33 protein-coding genes are annotated in these 22,994 nt (G+C 68.5%); 3 read left to right on the top strand and 30 right to left on the bottom strand.

What is annotated here, in order from left to right; genetic code table 11:
- Positions 1-137: 137 nt before the first annotated feature.
- Both coaA and ADK86_RS09415 read left to right on the top strand, forming a co-directional pair.
- On the top strand, positions 138-1,136 hold the full coding sequence (gene coaA, locus ADK86_RS09420; protein WP_030589689.1) for a type I pantothenate kinase: 999 nt from the start codon (positions 138-140) through the stop codon (positions 1,134-1,136).
- A gap of 44 nt (positions 1,137-1,180) precedes the next feature.
- Positions 1,181-2,116: a DUF389 domain-containing protein gene (locus ADK86_RS09415; protein WP_053696155.1), complete on the top strand. Its 936-nt coding sequence runs from the start codon at positions 1,181-1,183 to the stop codon at positions 2,114-2,116.
- A gap of 3 nt (positions 2,117-2,119) precedes the next feature.
- Here the strand turns inward: ADK86_RS09415 and glmM are convergent, their stop codons facing one another.
- The 5 genes from glmM to ADK86_RS09390 form a co-directional block, all read right to left on the bottom strand.
- Complete coding sequence (gene glmM / locus ADK86_RS09410; protein WP_053696154.1) at positions 2,120-3,478, bottom strand: phosphoglucosamine mutase; 1,359 nt, start codon at positions 3,476-3,478, stop codon at positions 2,120-2,122.
- A gap of 142 nt (positions 3,479-3,620) precedes the next feature.
- Positions 3,621-4,127 (bottom strand): 30S ribosomal protein S9, encoded by a 507-nt coding sequence (gene rpsI, locus ADK86_RS09405; RefSeq protein WP_030589680.1) that lies wholly within the window; start codon positions 4,125-4,127, stop codon positions 3,621-3,623.
- A 41-nt stretch (positions 4,128-4,168) separates the two neighbouring features.
- Entirely contained in the window at positions 4,169-4,612 is a 444-nt protein-coding gene (rplM, locus tag ADK86_RS09400; RefSeq protein WP_004571851.1) for a 50S ribosomal protein L13, read from the bottom strand.
- Positions 4,613-4,817: 205 nt separating this feature from the next.
- Positions 4,818-6,074 (bottom strand): glycosyltransferase 87 family protein, encoded by a 1,257-nt coding sequence (locus tag ADK86_RS09395; protein ID WP_053696153.1) that lies wholly within the window; start codon positions 6,072-6,074, stop codon positions 4,818-4,820.
- A gap of 79 nt (positions 6,075-6,153) precedes the next feature.
- On the bottom strand, positions 6,154-7,773 hold the full coding sequence (locus ADK86_RS09390) for an ABC-F family ATP-binding cassette domain-containing protein (RefSeq protein WP_053696152.1): 1,620 nt from the start codon (positions 7,771-7,773) through the stop codon (positions 6,154-6,156).
- A 56-nt stretch (positions 7,774-7,829) separates the two neighbouring features.
- Between ADK86_RS09390 and ADK86_RS09385 the strand changes: the two genes are divergently transcribed.
- Positions 7,830-8,651 carry a hypothetical protein gene (locus ADK86_RS09385; RefSeq protein WP_053696151.1) on the top strand — a complete coding sequence of 274 codons (822 nt, stop codon included), beginning with the start codon at positions 7,830-7,832 and terminating at the stop codon, positions 8,649-8,651.
- 21 nt (positions 8,652-8,672) lie between these two features.
- On the opposite strand, the gene truA is transcribed toward ADK86_RS09385, so the two are convergent.
- From truA to rplV, 25 genes are all read right to left on the bottom strand, one after another.
- Positions 8,673-9,524: a tRNA pseudouridine(38-40) synthase TruA gene (gene truA / locus ADK86_RS09380; protein WP_053696150.1), complete on the bottom strand. Its 852-nt coding sequence runs from the start codon at positions 9,522-9,524 to the stop codon at positions 8,673-8,675.
- Positions 9,525-9,596: 72 nt separating this feature from the next.
- Positions 9,597-10,091 carry a 50S ribosomal protein L17 gene (rplQ, locus tag ADK86_RS09375; RefSeq protein ID WP_030589665.1) on the bottom strand — a complete coding sequence of 165 codons (495 nt, stop codon included), beginning with the start codon at positions 10,089-10,091 and terminating at the stop codon, positions 9,597-9,599.
- A gap of 231 nt (positions 10,092-10,322) precedes the next feature.
- Complete coding sequence (locus tag ADK86_RS09370; protein WP_003956430.1) at positions 10,323-11,345, bottom strand: DNA-directed RNA polymerase subunit alpha; 1,023 nt, start codon at positions 11,343-11,345, stop codon at positions 10,323-10,325.
- A 196-nt stretch (positions 11,346-11,541) separates the two neighbouring features.
- A complete protein-coding gene (rpsK, locus tag ADK86_RS09365; RefSeq protein WP_004571845.1) occupies positions 11,542-11,946 on the bottom strand; it encodes a 30S ribosomal protein S11 in 405 nt (134 codons plus the stop codon).
- A 64-nt stretch (positions 11,947-12,010) separates the two neighbouring features.
- Positions 12,011-12,391 (bottom strand): 30S ribosomal protein S13, encoded by a 381-nt coding sequence (gene rpsM, locus ADK86_RS09360; protein WP_004571844.1) that lies wholly within the window; start codon positions 12,389-12,391, stop codon positions 12,011-12,013.
- Between the two features lie 206 nt (positions 12,392-12,597).
- Entirely contained in the window at positions 12,598-12,711 is a 114-nt protein-coding gene (gene rpmJ / locus ADK86_RS09355; protein WP_003956441.1) for a 50S ribosomal protein L36, read from the bottom strand.
- Positions 12,712-12,770: 59 nt separating this feature from the next.
- Positions 12,771-12,992, bottom strand: a complete 222-nt coding sequence (gene infA, locus ADK86_RS09350) for a translation initiation factor IF-1 (RefSeq protein ID WP_003956442.1) — start codon at positions 12,990-12,992, stop codon at positions 12,771-12,773.
- A gap of 196 nt (positions 12,993-13,188) precedes the next feature.
- A complete protein-coding gene (map, locus tag ADK86_RS09345) occupies positions 13,189-14,025 on the bottom strand; it encodes a type I methionyl aminopeptidase (protein WP_004571843.1) in 837 nt (278 codons plus the stop codon).
- Between the two features lie 125 nt (positions 14,026-14,150).
- Positions 14,151-14,804, bottom strand: coding sequence for an adenylate kinase (locus ADK86_RS09340; RefSeq protein ID WP_053696149.1), 654 nt, complete (start codon positions 14,802-14,804; stop codon positions 14,151-14,153).
- Entirely contained in the window at positions 14,804-16,117 is a 1,314-nt protein-coding gene (gene secY, locus ADK86_RS09335; protein ID WP_053696148.1) for a preprotein translocase subunit SecY, read from the bottom strand. The genes ADK86_RS09340 and secY overlap by 1 nt, the downstream gene beginning before the upstream one ends.
- A 235-nt stretch (positions 16,118-16,352) precedes the next feature.
- Positions 16,353-16,808 (bottom strand): 50S ribosomal protein L15, encoded by a 456-nt coding sequence (gene rplO / locus ADK86_RS09330; RefSeq protein WP_004571840.1) that lies wholly within the window; start codon positions 16,806-16,808, stop codon positions 16,353-16,355.
- A gap of 1 nt (position 16,809) precedes the next feature.
- Positions 16,810-16,992 (bottom strand): 50S ribosomal protein L30, encoded by a 183-nt coding sequence (rpmD, locus tag ADK86_RS09325; RefSeq protein WP_004571839.1) that lies wholly within the window; start codon positions 16,990-16,992, stop codon positions 16,810-16,812.
- A complete protein-coding gene (gene rpsE, locus ADK86_RS09320) occupies positions 16,992-17,597 on the bottom strand; it encodes a 30S ribosomal protein S5 (protein ID WP_004571838.1) in 606 nt (201 codons plus the stop codon). The genes rpmD and rpsE overlap by 1 nt, the downstream gene beginning before the upstream one ends.
- Positions 17,598-17,675: 78 nt before the next feature.
- Positions 17,676-18,059, bottom strand: a complete 384-nt coding sequence (gene rplR, locus ADK86_RS09315) for a 50S ribosomal protein L18 (protein ID WP_004571837.1) — start codon at positions 18,057-18,059, stop codon at positions 17,676-17,678.
- 3 nt (positions 18,060-18,062) lie between these two features.
- Positions 18,063-18,602, bottom strand: a complete 540-nt coding sequence (rplF, locus tag ADK86_RS09310; RefSeq protein WP_004571836.1) for a 50S ribosomal protein L6 — start codon at positions 18,600-18,602, stop codon at positions 18,063-18,065.
- A 22-nt stretch (positions 18,603-18,624) separates the two neighbouring features.
- Positions 18,625-19,023, bottom strand: coding sequence for a 30S ribosomal protein S8 (gene rpsH / locus ADK86_RS09305; RefSeq protein WP_004571835.1), 399 nt, complete (start codon positions 19,021-19,023; stop codon positions 18,625-18,627).
- A 265-nt stretch (positions 19,024-19,288) separates the two neighbouring features.
- Positions 19,289-19,474, bottom strand: coding sequence for a type Z 30S ribosomal protein S14 (locus tag ADK86_RS09300; protein ID WP_004571834.1), 186 nt, complete (start codon positions 19,472-19,474; stop codon positions 19,289-19,291).
- Positions 19,475-19,476: 2 nt separating this feature from the next.
- Positions 19,477-20,037 carry a 50S ribosomal protein L5 gene (rplE, locus tag ADK86_RS09295; RefSeq protein ID WP_004571833.1) on the bottom strand — a complete coding sequence of 187 codons (561 nt, stop codon included), beginning with the start codon at positions 20,035-20,037 and terminating at the stop codon, positions 19,477-19,479.
- On the bottom strand, positions 20,037-20,360 hold the full coding sequence (gene rplX, locus ADK86_RS09290; RefSeq protein WP_004571832.1) for a 50S ribosomal protein L24: 324 nt from the start codon (positions 20,358-20,360) through the stop codon (positions 20,037-20,039). Before rplX ends, rplE begins: the two co-directional genes overlap by 1 nt.
- Before the next feature lie 3 nt (positions 20,361-20,363).
- Positions 20,364-20,732 carry a 50S ribosomal protein L14 gene (gene rplN / locus ADK86_RS09285; protein WP_003974257.1) on the bottom strand — a complete coding sequence of 123 codons (369 nt, stop codon included), beginning with the start codon at positions 20,730-20,732 and terminating at the stop codon, positions 20,364-20,366.
- 131 nt (positions 20,733-20,863) lie between these two features.
- The gene (gene rpsQ, locus ADK86_RS09280; protein ID WP_030589651.1) at positions 20,864-21,145 is read right to left on the bottom strand and encodes a 30S ribosomal protein S17; all 282 of its coding nucleotides are present in this window, start codon (positions 21,143-21,145) and stop codon (positions 20,864-20,866) included.
- Positions 21,145-21,369, bottom strand: coding sequence for a 50S ribosomal protein L29 (gene rpmC, locus ADK86_RS09275; protein WP_004571830.1), 225 nt, complete (start codon positions 21,367-21,369; stop codon positions 21,145-21,147). Before rpmC ends, rpsQ begins: the two co-directional genes overlap by 1 nt.
- Positions 21,369-21,788: a 50S ribosomal protein L16 gene (gene rplP / locus ADK86_RS09270; RefSeq protein WP_004571829.1), complete on the bottom strand. Its 420-nt coding sequence runs from the start codon at positions 21,786-21,788 to the stop codon at positions 21,369-21,371. The genes rpmC and rplP overlap by 1 nt, the downstream gene beginning before the upstream one ends.
- Before the next feature lie 5 nt (positions 21,789-21,793).
- Complete coding sequence (gene rpsC, locus ADK86_RS09265; protein WP_030589649.1) at positions 21,794-22,618, bottom strand: 30S ribosomal protein S3; 825 nt, start codon at positions 22,616-22,618, stop codon at positions 21,794-21,796.
- A complete protein-coding gene (rplV, locus tag ADK86_RS09260) occupies positions 22,618-22,965 on the bottom strand; it encodes a 50S ribosomal protein L22 (protein ID WP_009997296.1) in 348 nt (115 codons plus the stop codon). The genes rpsC and rplV overlap by 1 nt, the downstream gene beginning before the upstream one ends.
- Between the last annotated feature and the right edge of the window lie 29 nt (positions 22,966-22,994).

Raw genomic sequence — 22,994 nt, 5'->3', positions numbered from 1 at the left:
GTGATCAAAGCCGCCGCTCTATACGGTCAACCGCGTCGCCGCTGCCGTACGGCGCCGCGCACGGCACGCCCGCGACACGGACCGCCACAATCCGACCCCGGGGAGAACCGGGCGCCGCACGCGCGGACAATGGGCGCGTGCCCCTCACCACAGAGCCGACCGAGTCGCAGCACCGCCGCCGCGCCGAGCGCACGCCGTACGTGGACCTGACGCGCGCCGAGTGGAGCGCCCTGCGGGAGAAGACACCGCTGCCGCTGACCGCCGAGGAGGTCGAGCGGCTGCGCGGCCTGGGCGACGTGATCGACCTGGACGAGGTGCGCGACGTCTACCTGCCGCTGTCCCGGCTGCTCAACCTGTACGTGGGCGCCACCAGCAACCTGCGCGGCGCCCTGAACACCTTCCTCGGCGACGCGGGCGGCGGCCACGGCGCGCAGCCCGGCACACCGTTCGTCATAGGGGTCGCGGGCAGCGTGGCGGTCGGCAAGTCCACCACCGCCCGGCTCCTCCAGGCGCTGCTGGCCCGCTGGCCGGAGCACCCGCGCGTCGAGCTGGTCACCACCGACGGCTTCCTGTTCCCCAACGCCGAGCTGCACCGCCGCGGCCTGATGTCGCGCAAGGGCTTCCCCGAGTCCTACGACCGCCGCGCCCTGACCCGCTTCGTCGCCGATGTGAAGTCCGGCAAGTCCGAGGTCAGCGCGCCGGTCTACTCCCACCTGATCTACGACATCGTGCCCGGCGAGCGGCTGACCGTGCACCGGCCCGACATCCTGATCGTCGAGGGCCTGAACGTCCTCCAGCCCGCGCTGCCCGGCAAGGACGGCCGCACCCGCCTCGGCCTCGCCGACTTCTTCGACTTCTCGGTCTACGTGGACGCCCGTACGGAAGACATCGAGCAGTGGTACCTGGGCCGCTTCCGCAAACTGCGCGACACCGCCTTCCAGAACCCGTTCTCGTACTTCCGGAAGTACACCCAGGTTTCCGAGGAAGAAGCCCTCGACTACGCGCGCATGATCTGGCGCACCGTCAACAAGCCCAACCTGGAACAGAACGTCGCACCGACCCGCGGGCGCGCCAACCTCGTCCTGCGCAAGGGCCCCGACCACAAGGTGCAGCGGCTGTCGCTGCGCAAGCTCTGACGCGGAAGCCCATAACCACCACTGCCCGCCCGCCAGGAGTACATGTGCTGCACCTTCGCCTGATTGTCCCCGCCGACCGGACGCAGGCCGTCCTGCACCTGGTGGAGAACACCGTCGGCACCACCCACCTCGCCGTCCTGACCGGCGCCGCGCGCGAACCGCGGGGTGATGTGGTCCTCTGCGACGTGGCCCGCGAGGCCGGTGACGGACTGCTGCACGAGCTGCGGGCGCTCGGTATCGACCGGGACGGCGCCATCGCCGTCGAGAACATCGACCTGTCCCTGTCCGTCCGCGCGGACCGGGCGGAGGAGGATGCGCCCGGCGAGGGCGTGGACGCGGTGCTGTGGGAGTCGCTGACCGACGCCACCCACGAGGAATCCACGCTCTCCGTCACCTACCTGGCATTCCTGACCCTCGCCACGATGATCGCAGCCTGCGGTGTGGTGCTGGACAACGCGATCCTGATCGTCGGCGCGATGGCCGTGGGCCCCGAGTTCGGCCCGCTGGCCGGCATCTGTACGGCCCTGGTGCGCCGGGCACCCCGGCTGGCCTGGCGCTCCCTGCTGGCGCTGGTCGTGGGCTTCGCGGTGGCGATGGCACTGACGGTGGGGTTCAGCCTGTTCATGGACGCGGTGGGGCTCTTCCACGCCGGGGCGCTGACGGCGGACCGGCCGAACACGAACTTCATCTACCGGCCGGACTGGTTCTCGTTCGTGGTCGCCGTCCTCGCCGGAATCGCCGGGGTCCTCTCGCTGACCTCGGCGAAGTCCGGCGCGCTGGTCGGCGTGGCGATCTCGGTCACCACCGTCCCGGCCGCCGCGAACGCCGCCGTCGCCTTCGGCTACAGCTCGTACAGGCAGGCGTGGGGCTCCACGGAACAGCTGCTGCTGAACCTGGCCGGCATCGTCGTCGCGGGCACGCTGACGCTGCTGGCCCAGAAGCTCTTCTGGGCCGGCAGCAGAAAGGGCGTACGCGTCTGAAGGTCAGCCCAGCGCGGACTTCACCGCATCGGCCAGCCGCCCGGCGACGGCCCCGGCCTGCTCGATGTCGGCGGCCTCGACCATGACGCGGACCAGCGGCTCGGTGCCGGAGGGGCGCAGCAGGACGCGGCCGGTGGCGCCCAGCTCCTTCTCGGCCTCGGCGACCGCGGTGGTCAGCTCCGGCGAGGTGCCGACGCGCGTCTTGTCCACGTCGGGGACGTTCACCAGCACCTGCGGCAGCCGCTCCATGACGCGGACCAGCTCGGCCAGCGGGCGGCCGGTCGCCGCGACGCGCGCGGCCAGCATCAGGCCGGTGAGGGTGCCGTCGCCGGTCGTGGCGTGGTCCAGCGCGATGACGTGGCCGGACTGCTCGCCGCCGAGCGCGTAGCCGCCGGCCTTCATCTCCTCCAGGACGTAGCGGTCGCCGACCGCCGTCTGGACGAAGGTCAGGCCCTCGCGCTCCATGGCCAGCTTGAAGCCCAGGTTGGACATGACGGTCGCCACGACGGTGTTCCTGCGCAGCGTGCCGGCCTCGCGCATGCCGAGCGCCAGGACGGCCAGGATCTGGTCGCCGTCGACCTCGTTGCCCTCGTGGTCCACGGCCAGGCAGCGGTCCGCGTCGCCGTCGTGCGCGACACCCAGAGCCGCGCCGTGCTCGACGACCGCGGCGCGCAGCTTGGCGATGTGGGTGGAGCCGCAGTCGTCGTTGATGTTCAGGCCGTCGGGCTCGGTGCCGATGGTGACGACCTCGGCGCCGGCCCGCGCGAACGCCTCCGGGGAGACCCGGGAGGCCGCGCCGTGCGCGCCGTCGATGACGATCTTCAGGCCGTCCAGGCGGTTGGGCAGCACGCCCACCAGGTGGGCGACGTAGTTGTCGAAGCCCTGGTCGTAGTCCTTGACCCGGCCGACACCGGCGCCGGTCGGCCGGTCCCACGGCTCGCCGGCGCTGTGCGCCCGGTACGTGCGCTCGATGCGGTCCTCCAGCTCGTCGGCGAGCTTGTGGCCGCCGCGGGCGAAGAACTTGATGCCGTTGTCGGGCATCGGGTTGTGGCTGGCGGAGAGCATCACGCCCAGGTCGGCGCCGAGCGACCCGGTCAGGTACGCCACGGCCGGGGTCGGCAGCACGCCCACCCGCAGCACGTCCACGCCCGCGCTGGCCAGGCCCGCCACGACCGCGGCTTCCAGGAACTCCCCCGAGGCCCGCGGATCGCGCCCGACCACGGCCACCGGCCGGTGCCCCTCAAAGGTGCCGGCTTCCGCGAGCACATGCGCCGCCGCGACCGAGAGACCGAGCGCCAGCTCGGCCGTCAGATCGGCGTTGGCGACACCGCGCACACCGTCCGTGCCGAAGAGTCGTCCCACTGGTGTCCTCCGAGTTGATGTACGTGGACCAGAGCATTGCGTCCAGGTATACGCCGCTGGTCCCGGATAGCCGAACGCCCCGGCAGCACGGATGGTGCCACCGGGGCGTTCGCCAAGAGCCGCGCGAGCAGCCGAGCGGCAATTAGCGCTTGCTGTACTGCGGCGCCTTGCGGGCCTTCTTCAGACCGGCCTTCTTGCGCTCGACCGCACGGTCGTCGCGCTTGAGGAAGCCGGCCTTCTTCAGCGGGCCGCGGTTGTTGTCCTCGTCCGCCTCGTTCAGCGCACGGGCCACGCCCAGGCGCAGCGCACCGGCCTGGCCGGAGATGCCGCCGCCGGAGATGCGGGCCACGACGTCGTAGCGGTTGTCGAGCTCGAGCACCTTGAAGGGCTCGTTGACTTCCTGCTGGTGCACCTTGTTCGGGAAGTAACCCTCAAGGGTGCGGCCGTTGATCTTCCACTGGCCGGTGCCCGGGATGATCCGCACGCGGGCGATGGCGTTCTTGCGACGGCCGAGGCCGGCGGCCGGCTGCGGGTCGCCGAAGCGCGACGCGAGCGACTCGGAGGTGTACTCGCCCTCCAGCGGGACCTCGGTCTCGGTGGTGTACTCCTCGACCTCGTCCAGCGGGGTCTCGGGGGTGGTCTCAGCCACGATGCTCCTCAGATTCTCTTCGTCTTAGGGGGTGGCCGGACTTACTGCGCGACCTGGGTGATCTCGAACGGGACCGGCTGCTGGGCAGCGTGCGGGTGCTCGGCGCCCGCGTAGACCTTCAGCTTCGAGAGCATCTGACGGCCCAGGGTGTTCTTGGGGAGCATGCCCTTGATGGCCTTCTCGACGGCCTTCTCGGGGTTCTTCTCGAGCAGGTCCTCGTAACGGACCGCACGCAGACCGCCCGGGAAACCGGAGTGGCGGTAGGCCATCTTCTGGATGCGCTTGTTGCCGGACAGGTGCACCTTGTCGGCGTTGATGATGACGACGAAGTCGCCGGTGTCGACGTGCGGCGCGTACACCGGCTTGTGCTTACCCCGCAGGAGGGAAGCGGCCTGGGAGGCCAGACGGCCCAGGACGACGTCCTGGGCGTCGATGATGTGCCACTGGCGCTGGACATCGCCGGGCTTGGGGCTGAACGTACGCACGGTTAGCCTTCGCTTCTTCAGTGAATAGGGTCCTGTACTGGTCACCACGATCGATCGCCAGCACTGGCGGCCCCACGGGTGACGCAACCCGGGTTCCTGCCGCTGGTCATCGGCCCGGTGGACCGGCGTAAGGGCCCCTCACGTGAGATAGAGCAAGCCAATACGCATAACGAACTGGCAGAATACCGGGCCGCCCCCGGCCGGGTCAAAACACGTCCCGAACCGGCGTGCGATCGGTGCTCTCGGGCCCCACGGGCATGGTAACCACCGCTCGCAGCACGCGCGGGCGGATGCATGTCCATGCCATCACCGCCGCGACGGTCCACAGCATCACCGCGTCCCGGAAGGCCCGCCGGTGCAGCGCTTCCAGATGCGGCCAGACCAGCCCGCTGACCTGCGGCACGAGGGCGATCCAGAACCAGACCGCACGGGCCGCCGAGCCCGGCAGCGCCACGGACGCCACCAGCGGCGGCAGCACCACCAGAAGATAGTGGTCGAAGGACGGCCGGGACACCAGGAAGGCCGCGAGCATCAGCATCGCGGCGGTCTCGACGAGCCGCGACGGGCCCTCGTCACCACGCCGCCACCGCGCCCAGGCACACCCGGTCCCGGCCACCGCCGCCACCGCGGCGACCCCGTACGCCGCGGTCTCCGGCACGCCCAGCCGGGTCAGGATCATCCCGAGCGAGGCGTCGAAGGGCCGCGCGAAGCTGTCCTGGCCGTGCAGCAGGAACGGCAGCGTACGGGTGAAGAACATGCCCGGGTGCGGCATCACCAGCGCCGCCAGCACGGACGCCACGGCGGGCACCGCGACCGCCACCGCGAGGGCCCGCCACCGCCGCGCCAGGACCAGCAGCAGGAGCACCGGCGCCAGCAGCGGCTTGAGGGCCAGCGCGAGGCCGAGGACCGCGCCCGCGGCCACCCACCGGGAGCGCAGCGCCAGCAGCAGCACCAGCGGCAGCGCGACCACCGAGGCCAGCGTCCAGTTGCCGATGTTCACCACGTTGCGGAACGGCTCGAAGAACGCCAGGGCCGCCACCCCGAGCGCCGCCAGCCTGCTCCGTACGGGCACCCGGAAGATCCGCAGCGCGAGCAGCCAGCCCAGCACCACCGCCCCCACGCCCGCCACCGGCACCAGCAGCCGCAGCTTCCCGGCGGACAGCAGCGCCTCGGGCACCGCGGCGAGCACCGCGCTCGGCAGATACAGGAACCGCTTGTCGGCGTACGGGGCGTCGCCGTCCAGCAGCGCCCGCGCCGCCTTGACCACGAAGTCGTTGTCCATGCCGACGGTGGGGCTGTGCCGGTGGACGTTGAAGATCACCGCTCCCATCAGCACGGCGGCCACCGCCCACAGCGGCCGGGGGGCTCGCCCGAGCAGCCATCCGACGACCGGGGAGGCCGGGGGCTCCACCGCGTCCCCCACCTCTCCGGCGCCCGCTATGCCCGTTTTCTCCGCGCTCATGCGTCCATCTAAGAGCCGCTGGTACGGGCCCACCACCGGACGGACTCCAAGCGGAGCGCAGGAGCGAAACGAACGGCCGCTACCGCTTGCGCTGCACTCTCCGCTCATCCCACACCGGCTCCGCCGTCTCCCGCACCTGCCCGTCCGAACCGAAGACCAGGTACCGGTCGAAGGACCGCGCGAACCAGCGGTCGTGCGTCACCGCCAGCACCGTGCCCTTGTACGCTTCCAGCCCTTCCTGAAGGGCCTCGGCGCTCTCCAGGTCGAGGTTGTCGGTCGGCTCGTCCAGCAGCAGGGCGGTCGTTCCCGCCAGCTCCAGCAGCAGGATCTGGAAGCGCGCCTGCTGGCCGCCCGACAGGCGGTCGAAGCGCTGCTCGGCCTGCCGCTCCAGTTCGTACCGGCGCAGCGCGCTCATCGCCTTGCCCCGGTCCTTGGCGTGTTCCTTCCAGAGAATGTCCAGAAGGGTGCGGCCCTCCAGCTCCGGATGAGCGTGGGTCTGCGCGAAGTGACCGGGCACGACACGCGCGCCCAGCTTCCAGCTCCCCGTATGCGCGACGTCCTCGCCCGCCAGCAACCGCAGGAAGTGCGACTTCCCGGAGCCGTTCGACCCGAGCACCGCGACCCGCTCCCCGTAGAAGACCTCCAGGTCGAACGGCTTCATCAGCCCGGTCAGCTCAAGGTTCTCGCAGGTCACGGCCCGTACGCCGGTACGCCCGCCCCGCAGCCGCATGGTGATCTCCTGCTCGCGCGGCGGCTCCGGCGGCGGCCCGGCCTCCTCGAACTTGCGCAGCCGGGTCTGGGCGGCGTGGTAGCGGGAGGCCAGCTCATGGCTGTTCTCCGCCGCCTGCCGCAGGCTGCGCACCAGCTTCTTCAGCTGCTCGTGCTTCTCGTCCCAGCGCCGCCGCAGCTCCTCGAAGCGCGCGAAGCGCTCCTTGCGCGCCTCGTGGTACGTACCGAAGCCACCGCCGTGCACCCATACGTCCGAGCCGGCGGGCCCCGGCTCCACACTGACGATCTTGTCGGCGGCGCGCGCCAGCAGCTCCCGGTCATGGGAGACGAACAGCACCGTCTTCTTCGTCTCGCGCAGCCGCTCCTCCAGCCAGCGCTTGGCCGGAACGTCCAGGTAGTTGTCCGGCTCGTCCAGCAGCAGCACCTCGTCGGTGCCTCGCAGCAGCGACTCCAGCACCAGCCGCTTCTGCTCGCCGCCGCTGAGCGTGCGCACCTGCCGCCACTGCGCCTTCTCGTACGGGATGTCCAGCGCCGCCATGGTGCACATGTCCCAGAGCGTCTCGGCCTCGTACCCGCGCGCCTCGGCCCAGTCGCTGAGCGCCTGCGCGTACCGCATCTGCGCGGCCTCGCCGTCGACTGTCATCACCGCGTGCTCGGCGGCATCCACAGCCGCCGCCGCTTCCCTGATCCGCGGCGACGCCACCGACACCAGCAGGTCCCGCACGGTCCACTCGTCCCTGACGGACCCCACGAACTGCGGCATCACCCCCAGCCCGCCACTCACGGTCACCGCGCCCCCGTGCGGCTGGAGCTCCCCCGAGATCAGCCGCAGCAGCGTCGTCTTGCCCGCCCCGTTGGCACCGACCAGCGCCACCGAGGCCCCCTCACCGACCCGGAACGAGACGTCCCCCAACAGGACCCGCCCGTCCGGCAGGTAGTACTCCAGATGCCCGGCCTCCACGTGTCCCATGAGCCGGATTGTCGCCGCCCGCCCTGCGTTCCACCAACCGGTTTAGGATGCGCGGCATGAGCTTTGGGCATGGTGGGCCGTTCGGGCCCGGGGGACCGGACTCCTCGACTCCTGACTGGGAGGCGCTCGCCGACGAGAGCGAGTCACGCGACAAGCGCCGCCGCTGGCTGTTCATCGGCGGCGGCGCACTGGCGACCGTCGCCGTGGCGGGCATCGTCGCCACCGCCGTGATCACCAGCAACAAGGACAACGGCCTGCCGCACGCCCAGCAGCTCCCGGACGAGCCCGACGCCCCCAAGCCGTCCTTCTCCGAGGTCTCCGTCCCGCCGCCGCCGAACCCGCGGGACTACATCACCGACCCCAAGAAGGACACCGCGGCCCTCACCCCCGACACGCTCTTCCCCGAGAAGAACATGGTGATCGACAAGCGGTCCTACCCCCGGGTGACCGCCGCCGCCACCGACGACTGCACGGCCGGCACGCACGGCGCGCTCGGCTCGGTGCTCCAGCACAACGGCTGCAAGAAGCTGCTGCGCGCCACATACTCCAAGGACGGCGTCGCGGTCACCGTCGGTGTCGCGGTCTTCGACTCCAAGGGTGCCGCCTTCAAGGTCAAGGACGCCAACAAGCCCAGCCTCGCGCCGCTGGCCGGCGGCGGCGTCGGCGCCTTCTGCGAGGGCACGGCCTGCACGATGTACACCAACGCCACCGGCCGCTACGCCTACTTCACCATCGCCGGCAACCTCGACGGCTCGGCCGTCACCAAGGCGTCCACGAAGGCCCTGCAGATCGGCCGGGACGGCGGCCGGTACGCGTACAACCGCATCTGGCAGCGCGGCACGGACCAGGCGGCCAAGGCCGCCCGCGCCCAGTCCTGACGAGGCCCGCGCCGGGGCGGCTCAGCAGCAGCCGCCCCCGGGCAGGCTCCGCTTGTTGCGGGCCTCCTTGTTACGGGCCATGAGCAGGTCGTCCGCCGGATAGCCGACCTCCTCCAGGGTCAGCCCGTGCGGCCGTACGACGTGCACCGCCGAGTCCCGTACCCCGGCCGCCAGCACCTTCCCCGGCCACTCCACCGGCCGGTGCCCGTCCCCCACGAACAGCAGCGCGCCCACCAGCGAGCGCACCATGTTGTGGCAGAAGGCGTCCGCCTGCACGGTCGCCGTGATGATCCCGTCCGCGTCCCGCACCCAGCTCAGCTCCTGGAGCGTACGGATCGTCGTCGCGCCCTCGCGCCGCTTGCAGTAGGCCGCGAAGTCGTGCTCCCCCAGCAGCGCCTGCGACGCCTCGTTCATCGCGTCGACGTCCAGGTCCCAGTCGTGCCACAGCACGTGGCCGCGCAGCAGCGGATCGACGCCGCCCGGGTGATCGGTGACCCGGTACGCGTACCGCCGCCAGATCGCCGAGAACCGCGCGTTGAACCCGTACGGCGCCTCGGCGGCCCGCCACACCCGTACGTCCTTCGGCAGCCGCCCGGCCAGCCGCCGCAGCAGCTTGTCCGCGTGCTCGGCCCACAGCTCCGCCGGCAGGTCCACATGGGCCACCTGCCCCCGCGCGTGCACCCCGGCGTCCGTCCGCCCCGCCACCGTCAGCTCGTACGTCCCGGCCGACCGCGTCACCGTCCGCAGCGCGGTCTCCAGCTCCTCCTGGACCGTGCGCCGCGCCCGCTGCTTCGCCCAGCCGGAGAAGTCCTTCCCGTCGTACGAAAGGTCCAGCCGCACCCGTACGAACCCGGGCTCCACTTCATCGCTCACGCGTGCATCCTCTCAAGCGGAACGGGCCCGCCCCCTGAGGGGAGCGGGCCCGTCCGGTGGCCTGTGTCAGGCTCAGGCGTCCTTCGACTCCTCGGCCGGGGCCTCGGCGGCCTCGCCCTTGGTGTCCTCGGCCTTGGCGGCCTCCTCGGACTCCTTCACCGCGCGCTTGGTCGCGGCCTCGGCCTCGGCAACGGTGGCCTTCTTGGCGATCTCGCCCTCGACCAGCTCGATGACCGCCATCGGGGCGTTGTCGCCACGACGGTTGCCGATCTTGGTGATACGGGTGTAACCACCCGGACGCTCCGCGAAGCGCGGCGCGATCTCCGTGAAGAGCGTGTGCACGACGCTCTTGTCCGAGATCAGCTGCATGACCTGACGGCGGTTGTGAAGGTCACCCTTCTTCGCCTTGGTCACCAGACGCTCGGCGTACGGACGCAGACGACGGGCCTTGGCCTCGGTCGTCGTGATGCGGCCGTGCTCGAACAGGTTGGTGGCCAGGTTGCGCAGCATCGCACGCTCGTGCGCAGCGCTGCCGCCCAGACGGGCACCCTTGGCGGGCTTCGGCATGGTATTTCTCCTTCATTGCTGCACCGGCCGTATCAGGTACCGGTGTCAGTTCCCGGGGGGCGGGTGCCCCGCGGAAGTTCTTTTCGCGCTGGAAGCGGCCGGGTCGCCCCGCCGCTTCCAGTCTCGGCCAAATCAAACCCGTCCGGCGATTGAGGACGAGGCCGCAGGCCGATAAGCCTGCACCCGAACACGGCGGGCCAGCCGAGACCGGCCAACCCGCCGTACGGCGGCTCAGTACTGCTCGGTCTCCACGAAGCCCGCATCCGCATCGTCGTCGGCCCCAAAGGCGTCAGCCGCAGCCGTCGGGTCGAACCCAGGAGGCGAGTCCTTCAGCGCCAGGCCCATACCGGCCAGCTTCGCCTTGACCTCGTCGATCGACTTCGCACCGAAGTTGCGGATGTCGAGCAGGTCCGCCTCGGAGCGGGCGACGAGCTCGCCCACCGAGTGGATGCCCTCGCGCTTGAGGCAGTTGTACGACCGAACGGTGAGCTCCAGCTCCTCGATCGGCAGCGCCAGGTCGGCGGCCAGGGCGGCGTCCGTGGGGGACGGGCCCATGTCGATGCCCTCGGCGTCGATGTTGAGCTCGCGGGCCAGACCGAACAGCTCCACCAGGGTCTTGCCGGCGGACGCCATGGCGTCACGGGGACGCATGGCCTGCTTGGTCTCGACGTCGACGATCAGCTTGTCGAAGTCGGTGCGCTGCTCGACTCGGGTCGCCTCGACCTTGTAGGTGACCTTGAGGACCGGCGAGTAGATGGAGTCGACCGGGATGCGGCCGATCTCCTGACCGACCTGCTTGTTCTGCACGGCGGAGACATAGCCGCGACCGCGCTCGACGGTCAGCTCCATCTCCAGCTTGCCCTTGCCGTTGAGGGTGGCGAGGACCAGGTCGGGGTTGTGCACCTCGACACCGGCCGGCGGGGCGATGTCCGCGGCGGTGACCAGGCCGGGGCCCTGCTTGCGCAGGTACATCACGACCGGCTCGTCGTGCTCGGAGGAGACGACCAGCTGCTTGATGTTCAGGATGAGGTCGGTGACGTCCTCCTTGACGCCCGGCACGGTGGTGAACTCGTGCAGGACACCGTCGATGCGGATGGACGTGACCGCCGCACCCGGGATCGAGGAGAGGAGCGTACGACGCAGGGAGTTGCCGAGGGTGTAGCCGAAGCCCGGCTCCAGCGGCTCGATCACGAACCGGGAGCGGTATTCGTCGACGACCTCTTCGGTCAGCGAGGGACGCTGAGCGATCAGCATGAGGTGTTTCGCCTTCCAGTCTTGGCACCCGCTATTTGATGCCAGCTGCGCCGGACGGTGGCCCGGCGGTTTCTACAAGGGTACGGGCGGCACGGCGCGACTCCCAGGAGTCGCGGCGTACCGCCCGAAAAGTGCCTGGTGACGGCCCGCGCCGGAGCGCGGACCGACAGGCTGCGGCCCTTACAGGCCGCGAGCGTCAGACGCGACGACGCTTGGGGGGACGGCAGCCGTTGTGCGGCGTCGGGGTGACGTCCTGGATCGAGCCGACCTCCAGGCCGGTGGCCTGGAGCGAGCGGATCGCGGTCTCACGGCCGGAGCCGGGACCCTTGACGAAGACGTCGACCTTGCGCATGCCGTGCTCCTGCGCGCGGCGGGCGGCCGACTCGGCAGCCATCTGCGCGGCGAACGGCGTGGACTTGCGCGAGCCCTTGAAGCCCACGTGGCCCGCCGAGGCCCAGGAGATCACGTTGCCCGTGGGGTCGGTGATCGAAACGATGGTGTTGTTGAACGTGCTCTTGATGTGAGCGTGCCCGTGGGCGACGTTCTTCTTCTCCTTGCGGCGCACCTTCTTGGCGCCGGCCGTACGGCCCTTCGGAGGCATGTATTACTCCCGGTGGAGGTGGTCGGTCCTACAGCGAAGACCGCTGATGAGCGTCCGCTGAGGACTACTTCTTGCCCGGCTTCTTCTTGCCGGCGATCGCGCGACGCGGACCCTTGCGGGTACGGGCGTTCGTGCTGGTGCGCTGACCGTGCACCGGCAGGCCGCGGCGGTGACGCAGACCCTGGTAGCAGCCGATCTCGACCTTGCGGCGGATGTCGGCCTGGATCTCGCGACGGAGGTCACCCTCGGTCTTGAGGTTGTTGTCCACGTACTCGCGGATCTTGACCAGGTCCTCCTCGGCCAGGTCGCGAACGCGGGTGTCCGGGTTCACGCCGGTGGCGGCGAGGGTCTGCTGCGACAGGGTGCGCCCGATGCCGAAGACGTAGGTGAGGGCGACCTCGACGCGCTTGTCGCGCGGGAGATCAACGCCTGCGAGGCGTGCCATGTATTGGCTCCTGAGGTATTCGGAGGTCTTCCGCAGCACCGTTCCCGTAAGACTCTTCGTCACTTACGAGCCGGGTCCCCGGCCTCCGAGCCGGGGGTGTCGTCCCCGCGCGACGAACGCGAGGGGTCGGGTGTCTGCGTATGTACGTATTGCTGTGCGTTTGCGTCGCGCGAAGAAACTGCGAAATGCAGAGAGGTCGGCGTGCGTCAGCCCTGGCGCTGCTTGTGGCGCAGGTTGTCGCAGATCACCATGACCCGGCCGTGACGGCGGATCACCTTGCACTTGTCGCAGATCTTCTTGACGCTCGGCTTGACCTTCATGGGATGTGAGGTTCTCCGGGTCAGTGCCGCCACCCCACGGGAGGGGGCGTCGACAAGATCTACTTGTAGCGGTAGACGATCCGGCCACGCGTCAGGTCGTACGGAGAAAGCTCCACGACGACCCGGTCATCCGGGAGGATACGGATGTAGTGCATCCGCATCTTGCCGCTGATGTGCGCGAGGACCTTGTGACCGTTCTGAAGCTCCACCTTGAACATCGCGTTCGGGAGGGACTCGATCACGGTGCCCTCGATCTCGATGGCACCTTGCTTCTTGGCCACGCTTCGCCCTTCGAATCGGCTACCTTGATCGACTTCGTACGGATGCATACCCGGAAAACAGGCACACGGATGCACGACAGCCGACGCGTCAGTCTACGTCAGCGTTCCCGAAAAGACGAATCCACGATTATTGCCCACGCTCTGTGATCGTTACGCCTCGGGGTCGGCCAGGTGCCACACGCCGTACGGGCGGACATCAGCCCAGCGGGTCCGGCGCGGCCTCGATGCCCAGCTCCGCCAGCTTCGCCTTGCCGCCGTCCGGCGCGGTCAGCACCAGCGGGCCCTGCTCGGTCAGCGCGACGGAGTGCTCCCAGTGCGAGGACCAGCTGCCGTCGTTCGACTTGACCGTCCAGTCGTCCTCCAGGACGTGGGTCTTGGGCGTGCCCAGGTTGACCATGGGCTCGATGGCGATGCAGAAGCCCGGGACCAGCTTCGGGCCGCGGCCGCGCTTGCGGTCGACGTAGTTCAGCAGGTGCGGGTCCATGTGCATCTCGGAGCCGATGCCGTGGCCGCCGTAGTCCTCGACGATGCCGTACTTGCCGTTCGACGGGCGCGGCTGCCGGCGGATGTAGCCCTCGATGGCCTTGGAGATGTCGACCAGCCGGTTGCCCTTGCGGACGGCCGCGATGCCGGCCCACATGGACTCCTCGGTGACCCGGCTCAGCTCGACCAGCTCCGGAGAGTGACCGGAGCCGACGAAGGCGGTGTAGGCCGCGTCGCCGTGCCAGCCGTCGATGATCGCGCCGCAGTCGATGGAGATGATGTCGCCGTCCGCGAGGACGGTCTCGGTGTCGGGGATGCCGTGGACGACGACGTCGTTGACCGACGTGCAGATCGTCGCGGGGAAGCCGCCGTACCCGAGGAAGTTCGACTTGGCGCCGTGCTCGGCCAGCACCTTGCGCGCGGCGTCGTCCAGGTCCTTGGTGGTGGCGCCGGGCACCGCCACCTCACGGGTGGCCGCGTGGATGGCGGCGACCACCAGCCCCGCCTCGCGCATCTTCGCGATCTGCTCGGGGGTCTTGATCTCCACCATGGTGGCGTACGCCTTCCTCAAACCGACTACTACGACGCTGCCGCGGCACCGGGCCGCGCCATTACACGATACGGCCGCGGTCCCGTACCCGGGCACCGCGGCCGTAAGCGCTGATCTTCGGGGAACTACTCGCCCTTGTCGAGCGCGGCCATCGCGCGCTGGGTGACCTCGTCCACCTTGCCCAGGGCCGGGATCGTGACGACCAGGTCCTGCGCCTTGTAGTGGTCGATGATCGGCTCGGTCTCCGTGTGGTAGACCTCCAGCCGCTTGCGGACGGTCTCCTCGCGGTCGTCCTCGCGCTGGTAGAGGTCGCCGCCGCAGATGTCGCAGACACCCTCGGTCTTCGGCTTGTGGTAGTCCACGTGGAAGACATGGCTGCTGTCGTTGCGGCAGATCCGGCGGCCGGCGATCCGCTTGACCACCTCGTCCTCCGGGACCTCCAGGTCCAGGACGGCGTCCAGCTTCACGCCCTTGCCCTTGAGGTAGGCGTCCAGCGCCTCGGCCTGGCCGATGTTGCGCGGGAAGCCGTCCAGCAGGAAGCCGTCCTCGGCGTCCGGCTGGTCCATCCGGTCCTCGGCCATCGCGATCGTCACCGAGTCGGGCACCAGGTTGCCCGCGTCCATGTAGGACTTGGCCTCTTTGCCCAGGTCCGTGCCCTGGCTGATGTTGGCGCGGAACAGGTCGCCCGTGGAGATGTGCGGGATCGAGAGGTTCTTGGCCAGGTACGCGGCCTGCGTACCCTTGCCTGCCCCAGGAGGCCCGACGAGGACGATTCGCATCAGCGGAGGAACCCTTCGTAGTTGCGCTGCTGGAGCTGGCTCTCGATCTGCTTCACGGTCTCCAGACCCACACCCACGATGATCAGGATGCTCGTCCCGCCGAACGGGAAGTTCTGGTTGGCCTTGAACAGCACCAACGCCACTGTTGGCACAAGCGCGATCAGACCCAGGTACAGCGAGCCCGGCCACGTGATCCGGTTGAGCACGTAGCTGAGGTACTCGGCCGTGGGGCGACCAGCCCGGATGCCCGGGATGAAGCCACCATACTTCTTCATGTTGTCGGCAACTTCCTCGGGGTTGAAGGAGATGGCGACGTAGAAGAACGCGAAGAAGACGATCAGCAGGAAGTACGTGACGATGTAGACCGGGTGGTTGCCCTTGGTGAAGTTGGTCTCGATCCAGACCGCCCAGCTCGCCTTCGAGCCGCTGAACTGGGCCACCAGGGCCGGGATGTAGAGCAGCGACGAGGCGAAGATGACGGGGATGACGCCCGCCTGGTTCACCTTCAGCGGGATGTAGGTGGACGTGCCGCCGTACGAGCGGCGGCCGATCATCCGCTTGGCGTACTGCACGGGGATACGCCGCTGGGCCTGCTCGACGAAGACCACCAGGGCGACCATGGCCAGGCCCACCACGATGACGGAGAAGAACTCGATCCAGCCGTCGGCCAGCTTGCCGGACAGCTTGATCTGCCACAGCGAGCCGGGGAAGCCGGCCGCGATGCCGACGAACATCAGGATCGACATGCCGTTGCCGATGCCGCGGTCGGTGACCAGCTCACCGAGCCACATGACCATGGCCGTACCGGCGGTCATCGTGATCACCATGGTGATCGTGGTGAAGATCGAGTCGCTCGGCACGATCTGGTTGGCCACCTGGCAGCCCTGGAAGAGCTGACCGCCCTTGGCGGTGGCGACCAGGCCGGTGCCCTGGAGGACCGCCAGCGCGACGGTCAGGTACCGGGTGTACTGGGTGATCTTCGCCTGTCCGGACTGCCCCTCTTTCTTCAGGGCCTCCAGACGGGGGATGACCACGGTCAGCAGCTGGAGGATGATGCTTGCCGTGATGTACGGCATGATCCCCAGCGCGAAGATCGTGATCTGGAGCAGCGCACCACCGCTGAACATGTTCACCAGGCCGAAGAGACCGCCATTGGCGCCGGCCTGCTTCATGCAGGTTTCGACATTGGAGTAGTTCACCCCCGGCACCGGAACGTGCGCTCCGAGCCGGTAGACGAGCACGATGCCCAATGTGAACAGCAGCTTCTTGCGCAGGTCGGGCGTCTTGAACGCTCGGGCGAACGCGGTGAGCACGGTGCCTCCTGCGCCTCCCGCCTCTGGAGCGAGAGGTGACGGTCTAAAGGATCGACGGATACAAAGCGGCCAAAACCGCGCAGACATTAGCCCACGCGGTGGGGGCCCGGGGGAAGAACCCCCGGAAAATACAGCAACAGTGCACGCCACCTTACCGGCGACCAGGCCCCCCTTGGAACGACCGACCGGGGATGCCCCAATACGTGGGCATCCCCGGTCAGTTGATTCACTGAGCTCAGATGAGCTCGGTGACGCTGCCACCGGCAGCGGTGATCTTCTCCTTGGCGGAGCCGGAAACGGAGTCCACCGTCACCGTCAGCGCCACGGAGATCTCGCCCTGGCCCAGGACCTTGACGAGCTCGTTCTTGCGCACCGCGCCCTTGGCGACCAGGTCGGCCACCGTGACCTCGCCACCCTGCGGGTAGAGCGCGGCCAGCTTGTCCAGGTTCACGACCTGGAACTGCTTGTGGGCGGGGTTCTTGAAGCCCTTCAGCTTCGGGAGGCGCATGTGCAGCGGCATCTGGCCGCCCTCGAAGCGCTCCGGAACCTGGTAACGGGCCTTCGTGCCCTTGGTACCACGACCAGCGGTCTTACCCTTGGACGCCTCACCACGACCCACACGGGTCTTGGCGGTCTTGGCGCCCGGGGCAGGACGGAGGTTGTGGACCTTCAGCGGGTTGTTCTCCGCCATGTCAGTCGACCTCCTCGACCGTCACGAGGTGGCGGACGGTGTGCACCATGCCGCGGTACTCGGGGCGGTCCTCCTTGACAACCACGTCGTTGACCCGCTTGAGGCCGAGCGAACGCAGGGTGTCGCGGTGGTTCTGCTTGCTGCCGATGATGGACTTGGTCTGCGTGATCTTGAGCGAAGCCATTACGCGTTCACCCCGGCACGCGCCCGCAGCAGAGCGGCGGGAGCAACGTCCTCCAGCGGCAGGCCACGACGGGCGGCGATCTCCTCGGGGCGCTGCAGGCCCCGCAGAGCGGCCACCGTGGCGTGCACGATGTTGATCGGGTTCGACGAGCCGAGCGACTTGCTCAGCACGTCGTGGATGCCCGCGCACTCCAGGACGGCGCGCACCGGGCCACCGGCGATCACACCGGTACCGGGGGAAGCCGGCTTGAGCAGGACGACGCCCGCAGCCTCTTCGCCCTGGATCGGGTGCGGGATGGTGCCGGCGATACGGGGGACCTTGAAGAAGTGCTTCTTGGCCTCCTCCACACCCTTGGCGATGGCGGCCGGCACCTCCTTGGCCTTGCCGTAACCGACACCCACGGTGCCGTCACCGTCGCCCACCACGACCAGCGCGGTGAAGCTGAAGCGACGACCACCCTTCACAACCTTGGCGACGCGGTTGATTGCGACAACCCGCTCGACGTAAGCGGTCTTCTCGGCAGCTGCGCCGCCGTCCCGCCGGTCCTTACGGTCCCGCCGCTCGCCGCCACCGGCACCGCTGCCGCGGCGCTGGGGTCCAGCCATTGGAATTACCTCTCTCTGTTACTCCCTCCGGACACCGTCACCGGCGCTGGAGGGGCCCAGTAGCTACGGAACCGGGACTTAGAACTTCAGTCCGGCTTCGCGGGCTGCATCGGCCAGAGCGGCAATCCGCCCGGCGTACTGCTTACCACCACGGTCGAACACGACGGCCTCGACGCCGGCGGCCTTGGCGCGCTCGGCGACCAGGGAACCGACCTGCTTGGCCAGGTCCGTCTTGTTGCCCTCGCCACCGCGGATCGACGCGTCCAGGGTCGACGCCGACGCCAGGGTGTGACCCTTGATGTCGTCGATGACCTGGGCGGCGATGCCGCGGTTGGACCGCGTCACGACCAGACGCGGACGCTCCGGCGTACCCGAAATCCGCTTGCGGATGCGGATGTGGCGACGCTTGGCGGCGGCGCGCTTGTAGGCGTCGCCCTTCGCGACCTTCACACCGTATGCCATGGCTTACTTACCAGCCTTTCCGACCTTGCGGCGGATGACCTCGCCGGCGTACTTGACGCCCTTGGCCTTGTACGGGTCGGGCTTGCGCAGCTTGCGGATGTTCGCGGCGACCTCGCCGACCTTCTGCTTGTCGATGCCCTCGACGCTCAGCTTGGTCGGGGACTCGACCTTGAACGAGATGCCCTCGGGCGCCTCGACCAGGATCGGGTGGCTGTAACCGAGCGAGAACTCCAGGTTGGAGCCCTTCGCCTGGACGCGGTAACCGACACCGCTGATCTCGAGCGCCTTGGTGAATCCCTGGGTCACGCCGGTGATCATGTTCGCCACCAGCGTGCGGGACAGGCCGTGCAGGGCCTTGTTCTGACGCTCGTCGTTCGGGCGGGTGACGTTGATGACGCCGTCCTCACCCTTGGCGACCTCGATGGGCGCGGCGACGGTGTGCTGCAGGGAGCCCTTGGGACCCTTCACCGAAACCGTGCGGCCGTCGATGGTGACGTCCACACCAGCGGGAACCTGGATGGGCAGCTTGCCAATACGCGACATTAGCTATTCCTCCGTTCCCGAATTACCAGACGTAGGCGAGAACTTCTCCGCCTACGCCCTTCTTGCTGGCCTGCTGACCGGTGAGGAGACCGTGCGACGTGGAGATGATCGCCACGCCCAGGCCGCCGAGCACCTTCGGCAGGTTGGTGGACTTTGCGTAGACCCGCAGGCCCGGCTTCGAGATGCGCTTGATGCCGGCGATCGAGCGCTCGCGGTTGGGACCGAACTTCAGCTCGAGGATGAGGTTCTTGCCGACCTCGGCGTCCTCGACCTTCCAGCCGGTGATGTAACCCTCCTGCTGGAGGATCTCCGCGATGTGCGACTTGATCTTGCTGTGCGGCATCACGACGGTGTCGTGGTACGCCGAGTTCGCGTTCCGCAGACGCGTGAGCATGTCTGCGATGGGGTCAGTCATGGTCATGAATTGGCCTTCGGCCTCTCTCGCCGGGGTTTCCTGTATGCGCCATCCCTCTCCCCGATCAGGGTCGGGACGGGTGCGGCGCGGGGACCTTCGGCGTAGTAAGTCGTTCCTGGGCGGCGGGGCGCCCAACCCTTCTACCCTACGGGATCAAAGGGCGGGGCCCCGCCGAACAGATGCTTACCGAGAGACTCCGGAACCACCCACGTGACTCCTTTCGTCCGCCGGGCGCCCGTGCGGGCGCTGGTCGGACGAACGGGAAGGGGTGTTACCAGGAGCTCTTGGTCACGCCCGGCAGCTCGCCACGGTGAGCCATCTCACGGAGGCACACGCGGCACAGGCCGAACTTGCGGTACACGGAGTGCGGCCGGCCGCAGCGCTGGCAACGCGTGTACGCGCGCACAGCGAACTTCGGCTTGCGGGCCGCCTTAGCGATCAGAGCCTTCTTCGCCACGGTCAGTTCTCCTTGAACGGGAAGCCGAGGTGACGAAGCAGGGCGCGGCCCTCATCGTCGTTGGACGCCGTGGTGACCACGGTGATGTCCATGCCCCGCTGCCGGTCGATCTTGTCCTGGTCGATCTCGTGGAACATGACCTGCTCCGTGAGACCGAAGGTGTAGTTGCCCCGACCGTCGAACTGCTTCGGGGACAGACCACGGAAGTCGCGGATGCGCGGGAGCGCGAGCGACAGCAGGCGGTCCAGGAACTCCCACATGCGGTCACCGCGGAGGGTGACGTGGGCACCGATCGGCTGGCCCTCGCGCAGCTTGAACTGCGCGATGGACTTACGGGCCTTGGTGACGGCCGGCTTCTGGCCGGTGATCGTGGTGAGGTCGCGGATGGCGCCCTCGATCAGCTTGGAGTCGCGGGCGGCGTCGCCCACACCCATGTTGACCACGATCTTGGTCAGACCGGGGATCTGCATGACGTTCTCGTAGGAGAACTCGTCCTTCAGCTTCCCGGCGATCTCTTCGCGGTAGCGCTGCTTGAGGCGCGGCGCGTTGGTGGTGGCAGTCATCAGATGTCCTCACCGGTCCGCTTGGCAACGCGGATCTTGTTGCCTTCGTCGTCGAAGCGGTACCCGACGCGGGTGACGACCTTCTTGCCGTCCTTCTCCACGACGAGCTGCACGTTGCTCACGTGGATCGGGGCCTCGGTCGTCACGATGCCGCCGGTCTTGGAGCCACGAGCGGTCTGACCGGCCTTGGTGTGCTTCTTGACCCGGTTGACACCCTCGACCAGGACACGGTCCTCGCGGGGGAAGGCCGCGATGACCTTGCCCTGCTTGCCCTTGTCCTTGCCGGTGATGATCTGGACCAGGTCGCCCTTCTTGATCTTCATCGGTTACAGCACCTCCGGCGCGAGCGAGATGATCTTCATGAACTTCTTCTCGCGCAGCTCCCGGCCCACGGGGCCGAAGATGCGGGTGCCGCGGGGGTCGCCATCGTTCTTGAGGATGACGGCCGCGTTCTCGTCGAAGCGGATGTACGAGCCGTCCGGACGGCGGCGCTCCTTGACGGTGCGAACGATGACCGCCTTGACGACGTCACCCTTCTTCACGTTGCCACCGGGGATCGCGTCCTTGACGGTGGCGACGATGACGTCACCGATGCCCGCGTAGCGGCGGCCCGAACCACCGAGAACACGGATGGTGAGAATTTCCTTCGCACCCGTGTTGTCGGCGACCCGAAGCCGCGACTCCTGCTGGATCACGTCTATCTCCTGATCGTCTGCCGGTTCCCGGCGGGGGCCTCACTGCGGAGGCCCACCGCCGAGCCTGGCGGAACTGACCTGGGGGAAACCCCCCAGGCGGTATCTAGCGGAATTCCCGAACGGGAAATTCCTTACTTGGCCTTCTCGAGGATCTCGACGATGCGCCAGCGCTTGCTCGCCGAAAGCGGACGCGTCTCCATCAGGAGGACGCGGTCGCCGACACCGGCAGCGTTCTGCTCGTCGTGCGCCTTGAGCTTGTTCGTACGGCGGATGACCTTGCCGTACAGCGCGTGCTTGACACGGTCCTCGACGGCGACGACGACGGTCTTGTCCATCTTGTCGCTGACGACCAGACCCTCGCGGGTCTTGCGGAAACCGCGCTCGTTCGTCTCAGTCACATTCTTCTCGCTCATCAGGCGCTCTCCACCGTCTCGATGCCGAGCTCGCGCTCACGCATCAGGGTGTAGATCCGGGCGATGTCCTTGCGGACGGCCTTCAGCCGGCCGTGGTTCTCAAGCTGTCCGGTCGCCGCCTGGAAGCGGAGGTTGAACAGCTCCTCCTTGGCCTCACGAAGCTTCCCAACGAGGTCCTCGTTGTTCAGCTCGCGCAGCTCGGTCGCCTTGGTACCGGCCGCCATCACGACTCACCTGCCTCGCGCCGCACGATGCGGCACTTCATCGGAAGCTTGTGGGCGGCGCGGGTCAGCGCCTCCTTCGCAACCTTTTCGTTCGGGAAGGACAGCTCGAACATCACCCGACCGGGCTTGACGTTCGCGACCCACCACTCCGGAGAACCCTTACCGGAACCCATGCGGGTCTCGGCCGGCTTCTTCGTCAGCGGGCGGTCCGGGTAAATGTTGATCCAGACCTTGCCGCCACGCTTGATGTGACGGGTCATGGCGATACGAGCGGACTCGATCTGCCGGTTCGTCACGTAGGCGGGGGTCACGGCCTGAATGCCGTACTCACCGAAGGCAAGCTCGGTGCCACCCTTGGCCATACCGTTGCGCTTCGGGTGGTGCTGCTTGCGGTGCTTGACCCTGCGAGGGATCAGCATGTCGGTCAGCCCTCCGTTCCGGTGCTCTCAGCAGCCGGAGCAGCGGCAGCGGCCTCGGCCTTGGGGGCCTCGGCAGCGGCGTTCTGCTGCGGCTTGCGGCCGCCACGGCCGCCACGCTCGCCACCGCGGCGCGGACGGTCGTTGCCACCGCGGGCCGGGCGGTTGCCCGCACGGGCGGCGGCGTTCTCGGCGCGGACCTCGGCGATGTTCTTGACGTCGCCCTTGTAGATCCAGACCTTCACACCGATGCGGCCGAAGGTGGTCTTGGCCTCGAAGAAGCCGTAGTCGACGTTGGCGCGGAGGGTGTGCAGGGGCACGCGGCCCTCGCGGTAGAACTCCGAGCGCGACATCTCGGCGCCGCCGAGACGGCCACCACACTGGATCTTGATGCCCTTGGCGCCGGCCTTCATCGTCGACTGCATGCTCTTGCGCATGGCGCGACGGAAGGAGACGCGGGAGGACAGCTGCTCGGCGACGGCCTGGGCCACGAGCTGAGCATCGGTCTCGGGGTTCTTGACCTCGAGGATGTTCAGCTGGACCTGCTTGCCGGTCAGCTTCTCCAGTTCGCCGCGGATGCGGTCGGCCTCGGCGCCGCGGCGGCCGATGACGATGCCCGGACGAGCGGTGTGGATGTCGACGCGGACGCGCTCACGGGTGCGCTCGATCTCCACCTTCGAGATACCGGCGCGCTCCATGCCCTTCGTCATCATGCGACGAATGGCGACGTCTTCCTTGACGTAGTCCTTGTACAGCTTGTCGGCGTACCAACGCGACTTGAAGTCGGTGGTGATGCCGAGCCGGAACCCGTGCGGGTTTACCTTCTGGCCCATTACCGGGTTCCTTCCTTGCTGCTGACGACCACGGTGATGTGGCTGGTCCGCTTGCGGATCCGGTAGGCACGGCCCTGGGCACGCGGACGGAACCGCTTCAGGGTCGGACCCTCGTCTACGTACGCCTCGCTGATGACCAGCGTGGAGGCGTCCGTGTGGTCGTAGTTGTGCGCGGCGTTGGCAATGGCGCTGTCCAGCACCTTGCCGACGGGCACGCTCGCGGCCTGCGGGGCGAAACGCAGGACCGCCTGAGCCTCCGTGGCATCCATGCCACGGATAAGGTCCACCACGCGGCGGGCCTTCATGGGCGTGACGCGGATGTACCGCGCCTGGGCCCTGGCTTCCATGGTTGTCCCTTCGGTGTCAGTCATAGTCT

The organism is Streptomyces sp. NRRL F-5755 (genome assembly GCF_001279365.1).
In the GTDB taxonomy this organism is placed as follows: Bacteria; Actinomycetota; Actinomycetes; order Streptomycetales; family Streptomycetaceae; genus Streptomyces; species Streptomyces rimosus.
The sequence above is the reverse complement of the archived record's forward strand: the minus strand, read 5'-3'. Positions and strand labels throughout refer to the sequence as shown.

Coding starts and splice junctions, on each gene's coding strand:
- ADK86_RS09395 (WP_053696153.1), bottom strand. CDS start 6,074: ATGAGCGCGGAGAAAACGGGCATAGCGGGCGCCGGAGAGGTGGGGGAC.
- ADK86_RS09390 (WP_053696152.1), bottom strand. CDS start 7,773: ATGGGACACGTGGAGGCCGGGCATCTGGAGTACTACCTGCCGGACGGG.
- ADK86_RS09385 (WP_053696151.1), top strand. CDS start 7,830: ATGAGCTTTGGGCATGGTGGGCCGTTCGGGCCCGGGGGACCGGACTCC.
- rplQ (WP_030589665.1), bottom strand. CDS start 10,091: ATGCCGAAGCCCGCCAAGGGTGCCCGTCTGGGCGGCAGCGCTGCGCAC.
- ADK86_RS09370 (WP_003956430.1), bottom strand. CDS start 11,345: ATGCTGATCGCTCAGCGTCCCTCGCTGACCGAAGAGGTCGTCGACGAA.
- rpsK (WP_004571845.1), bottom strand. CDS start 11,946: ATGCCTCCGAAGGGCCGTACGGCCGGCGCCAAGAAGGTGCGCCGCAAG.
- rpsM (WP_004571844.1), bottom strand. CDS start 12,391: ATGGCACGCCTCGCAGGCGTTGATCTCCCGCGCGACAAGCGCGTCGAG.
- rpmJ (WP_003956441.1), bottom strand. CDS start 12,711: ATGAAGGTCAAGCCGAGCGTCAAGAAGATCTGCGACAAGTGCAAGGTG.
- map (WP_004571843.1), bottom strand. CDS start 14,025: ATGGTGGAGATCAAGACCCCCGAGCAGATCGCGAAGATGCGCGAGGCG.
- ADK86_RS09340 (WP_053696149.1), bottom strand. CDS start 14,804: ATGCGAATCGTCCTCGTCGGGCCTCCTGGGGCAGGCAAGGGTACGCAG.
- rplO (WP_004571840.1), bottom strand. CDS start 16,808: ATGGCGGAGAACAACCCGCTGAAGGTCCACAACCTCCGTCCTGCCCCG.
- rpmD (WP_004571839.1), bottom strand. CDS start 16,992: ATGGCTTCGCTCAAGATCACGCAGACCAAGTCCATCATCGGCAGCAAG.
- rpsE (WP_004571838.1), bottom strand. CDS start 17,597: ATGGCTGGACCCCAGCGCCGCGGCAGCGGTGCCGGTGGCGGCGAGCGG.
- rplR (WP_004571837.1), bottom strand. CDS start 18,059: ATGGCATACGGTGTGAAGGTCGCGAAGGGCGACGCCTACAAGCGCGCC.
- rplF (WP_004571836.1), bottom strand. CDS start 18,602: ATGTCGCGTATTGGCAAGCTGCCCATCCAGGTTCCCGCTGGTGTGGAC.
- rpsH (WP_004571835.1), bottom strand. CDS start 19,023: ATGACCATGACTGACCCCATCGCAGACATGCTCACGCGTCTGCGGAAC.
- rplE (WP_004571833.1), bottom strand. CDS start 20,037: ATGACTGCCACCACCAACGCGCCGCGCCTCAAGCAGCGCTACCGCGAA.
- rplX (WP_004571832.1), bottom strand. CDS start 20,360: ATGAAGATCAAGAAGGGCGACCTGGTCCAGATCATCACCGGCAAGGAC.
- rpsQ (WP_030589651.1), bottom strand. CDS start 21,145: ATGAGCGAGAAGAATGTGACTGAGACGAACGAGCGCGGTTTCCGCAAG.
- rpmC (WP_004571830.1), bottom strand. CDS start 21,369: ATGGCGGCCGGTACCAAGGCGACCGAGCTGCGCGAGCTGAACAACGAG.
- rplP (WP_004571829.1), bottom strand. CDS start 21,788: ATGCTGATCCCTCGCAGGGTCAAGCACCGCAAGCAGCACCACCCGAAG.
- rpsC (WP_030589649.1), bottom strand. CDS start 22,618: ATGGGCCAGAAGGTAAACCCGCACGGGTTCCGGCTCGGCATCACCACC.
- rplV (WP_009997296.1), bottom strand. CDS start 22,965: ATGGAAGCCAGGGCCCAGGCGCGGTACATCCGCGTCACGCCCATGAAG.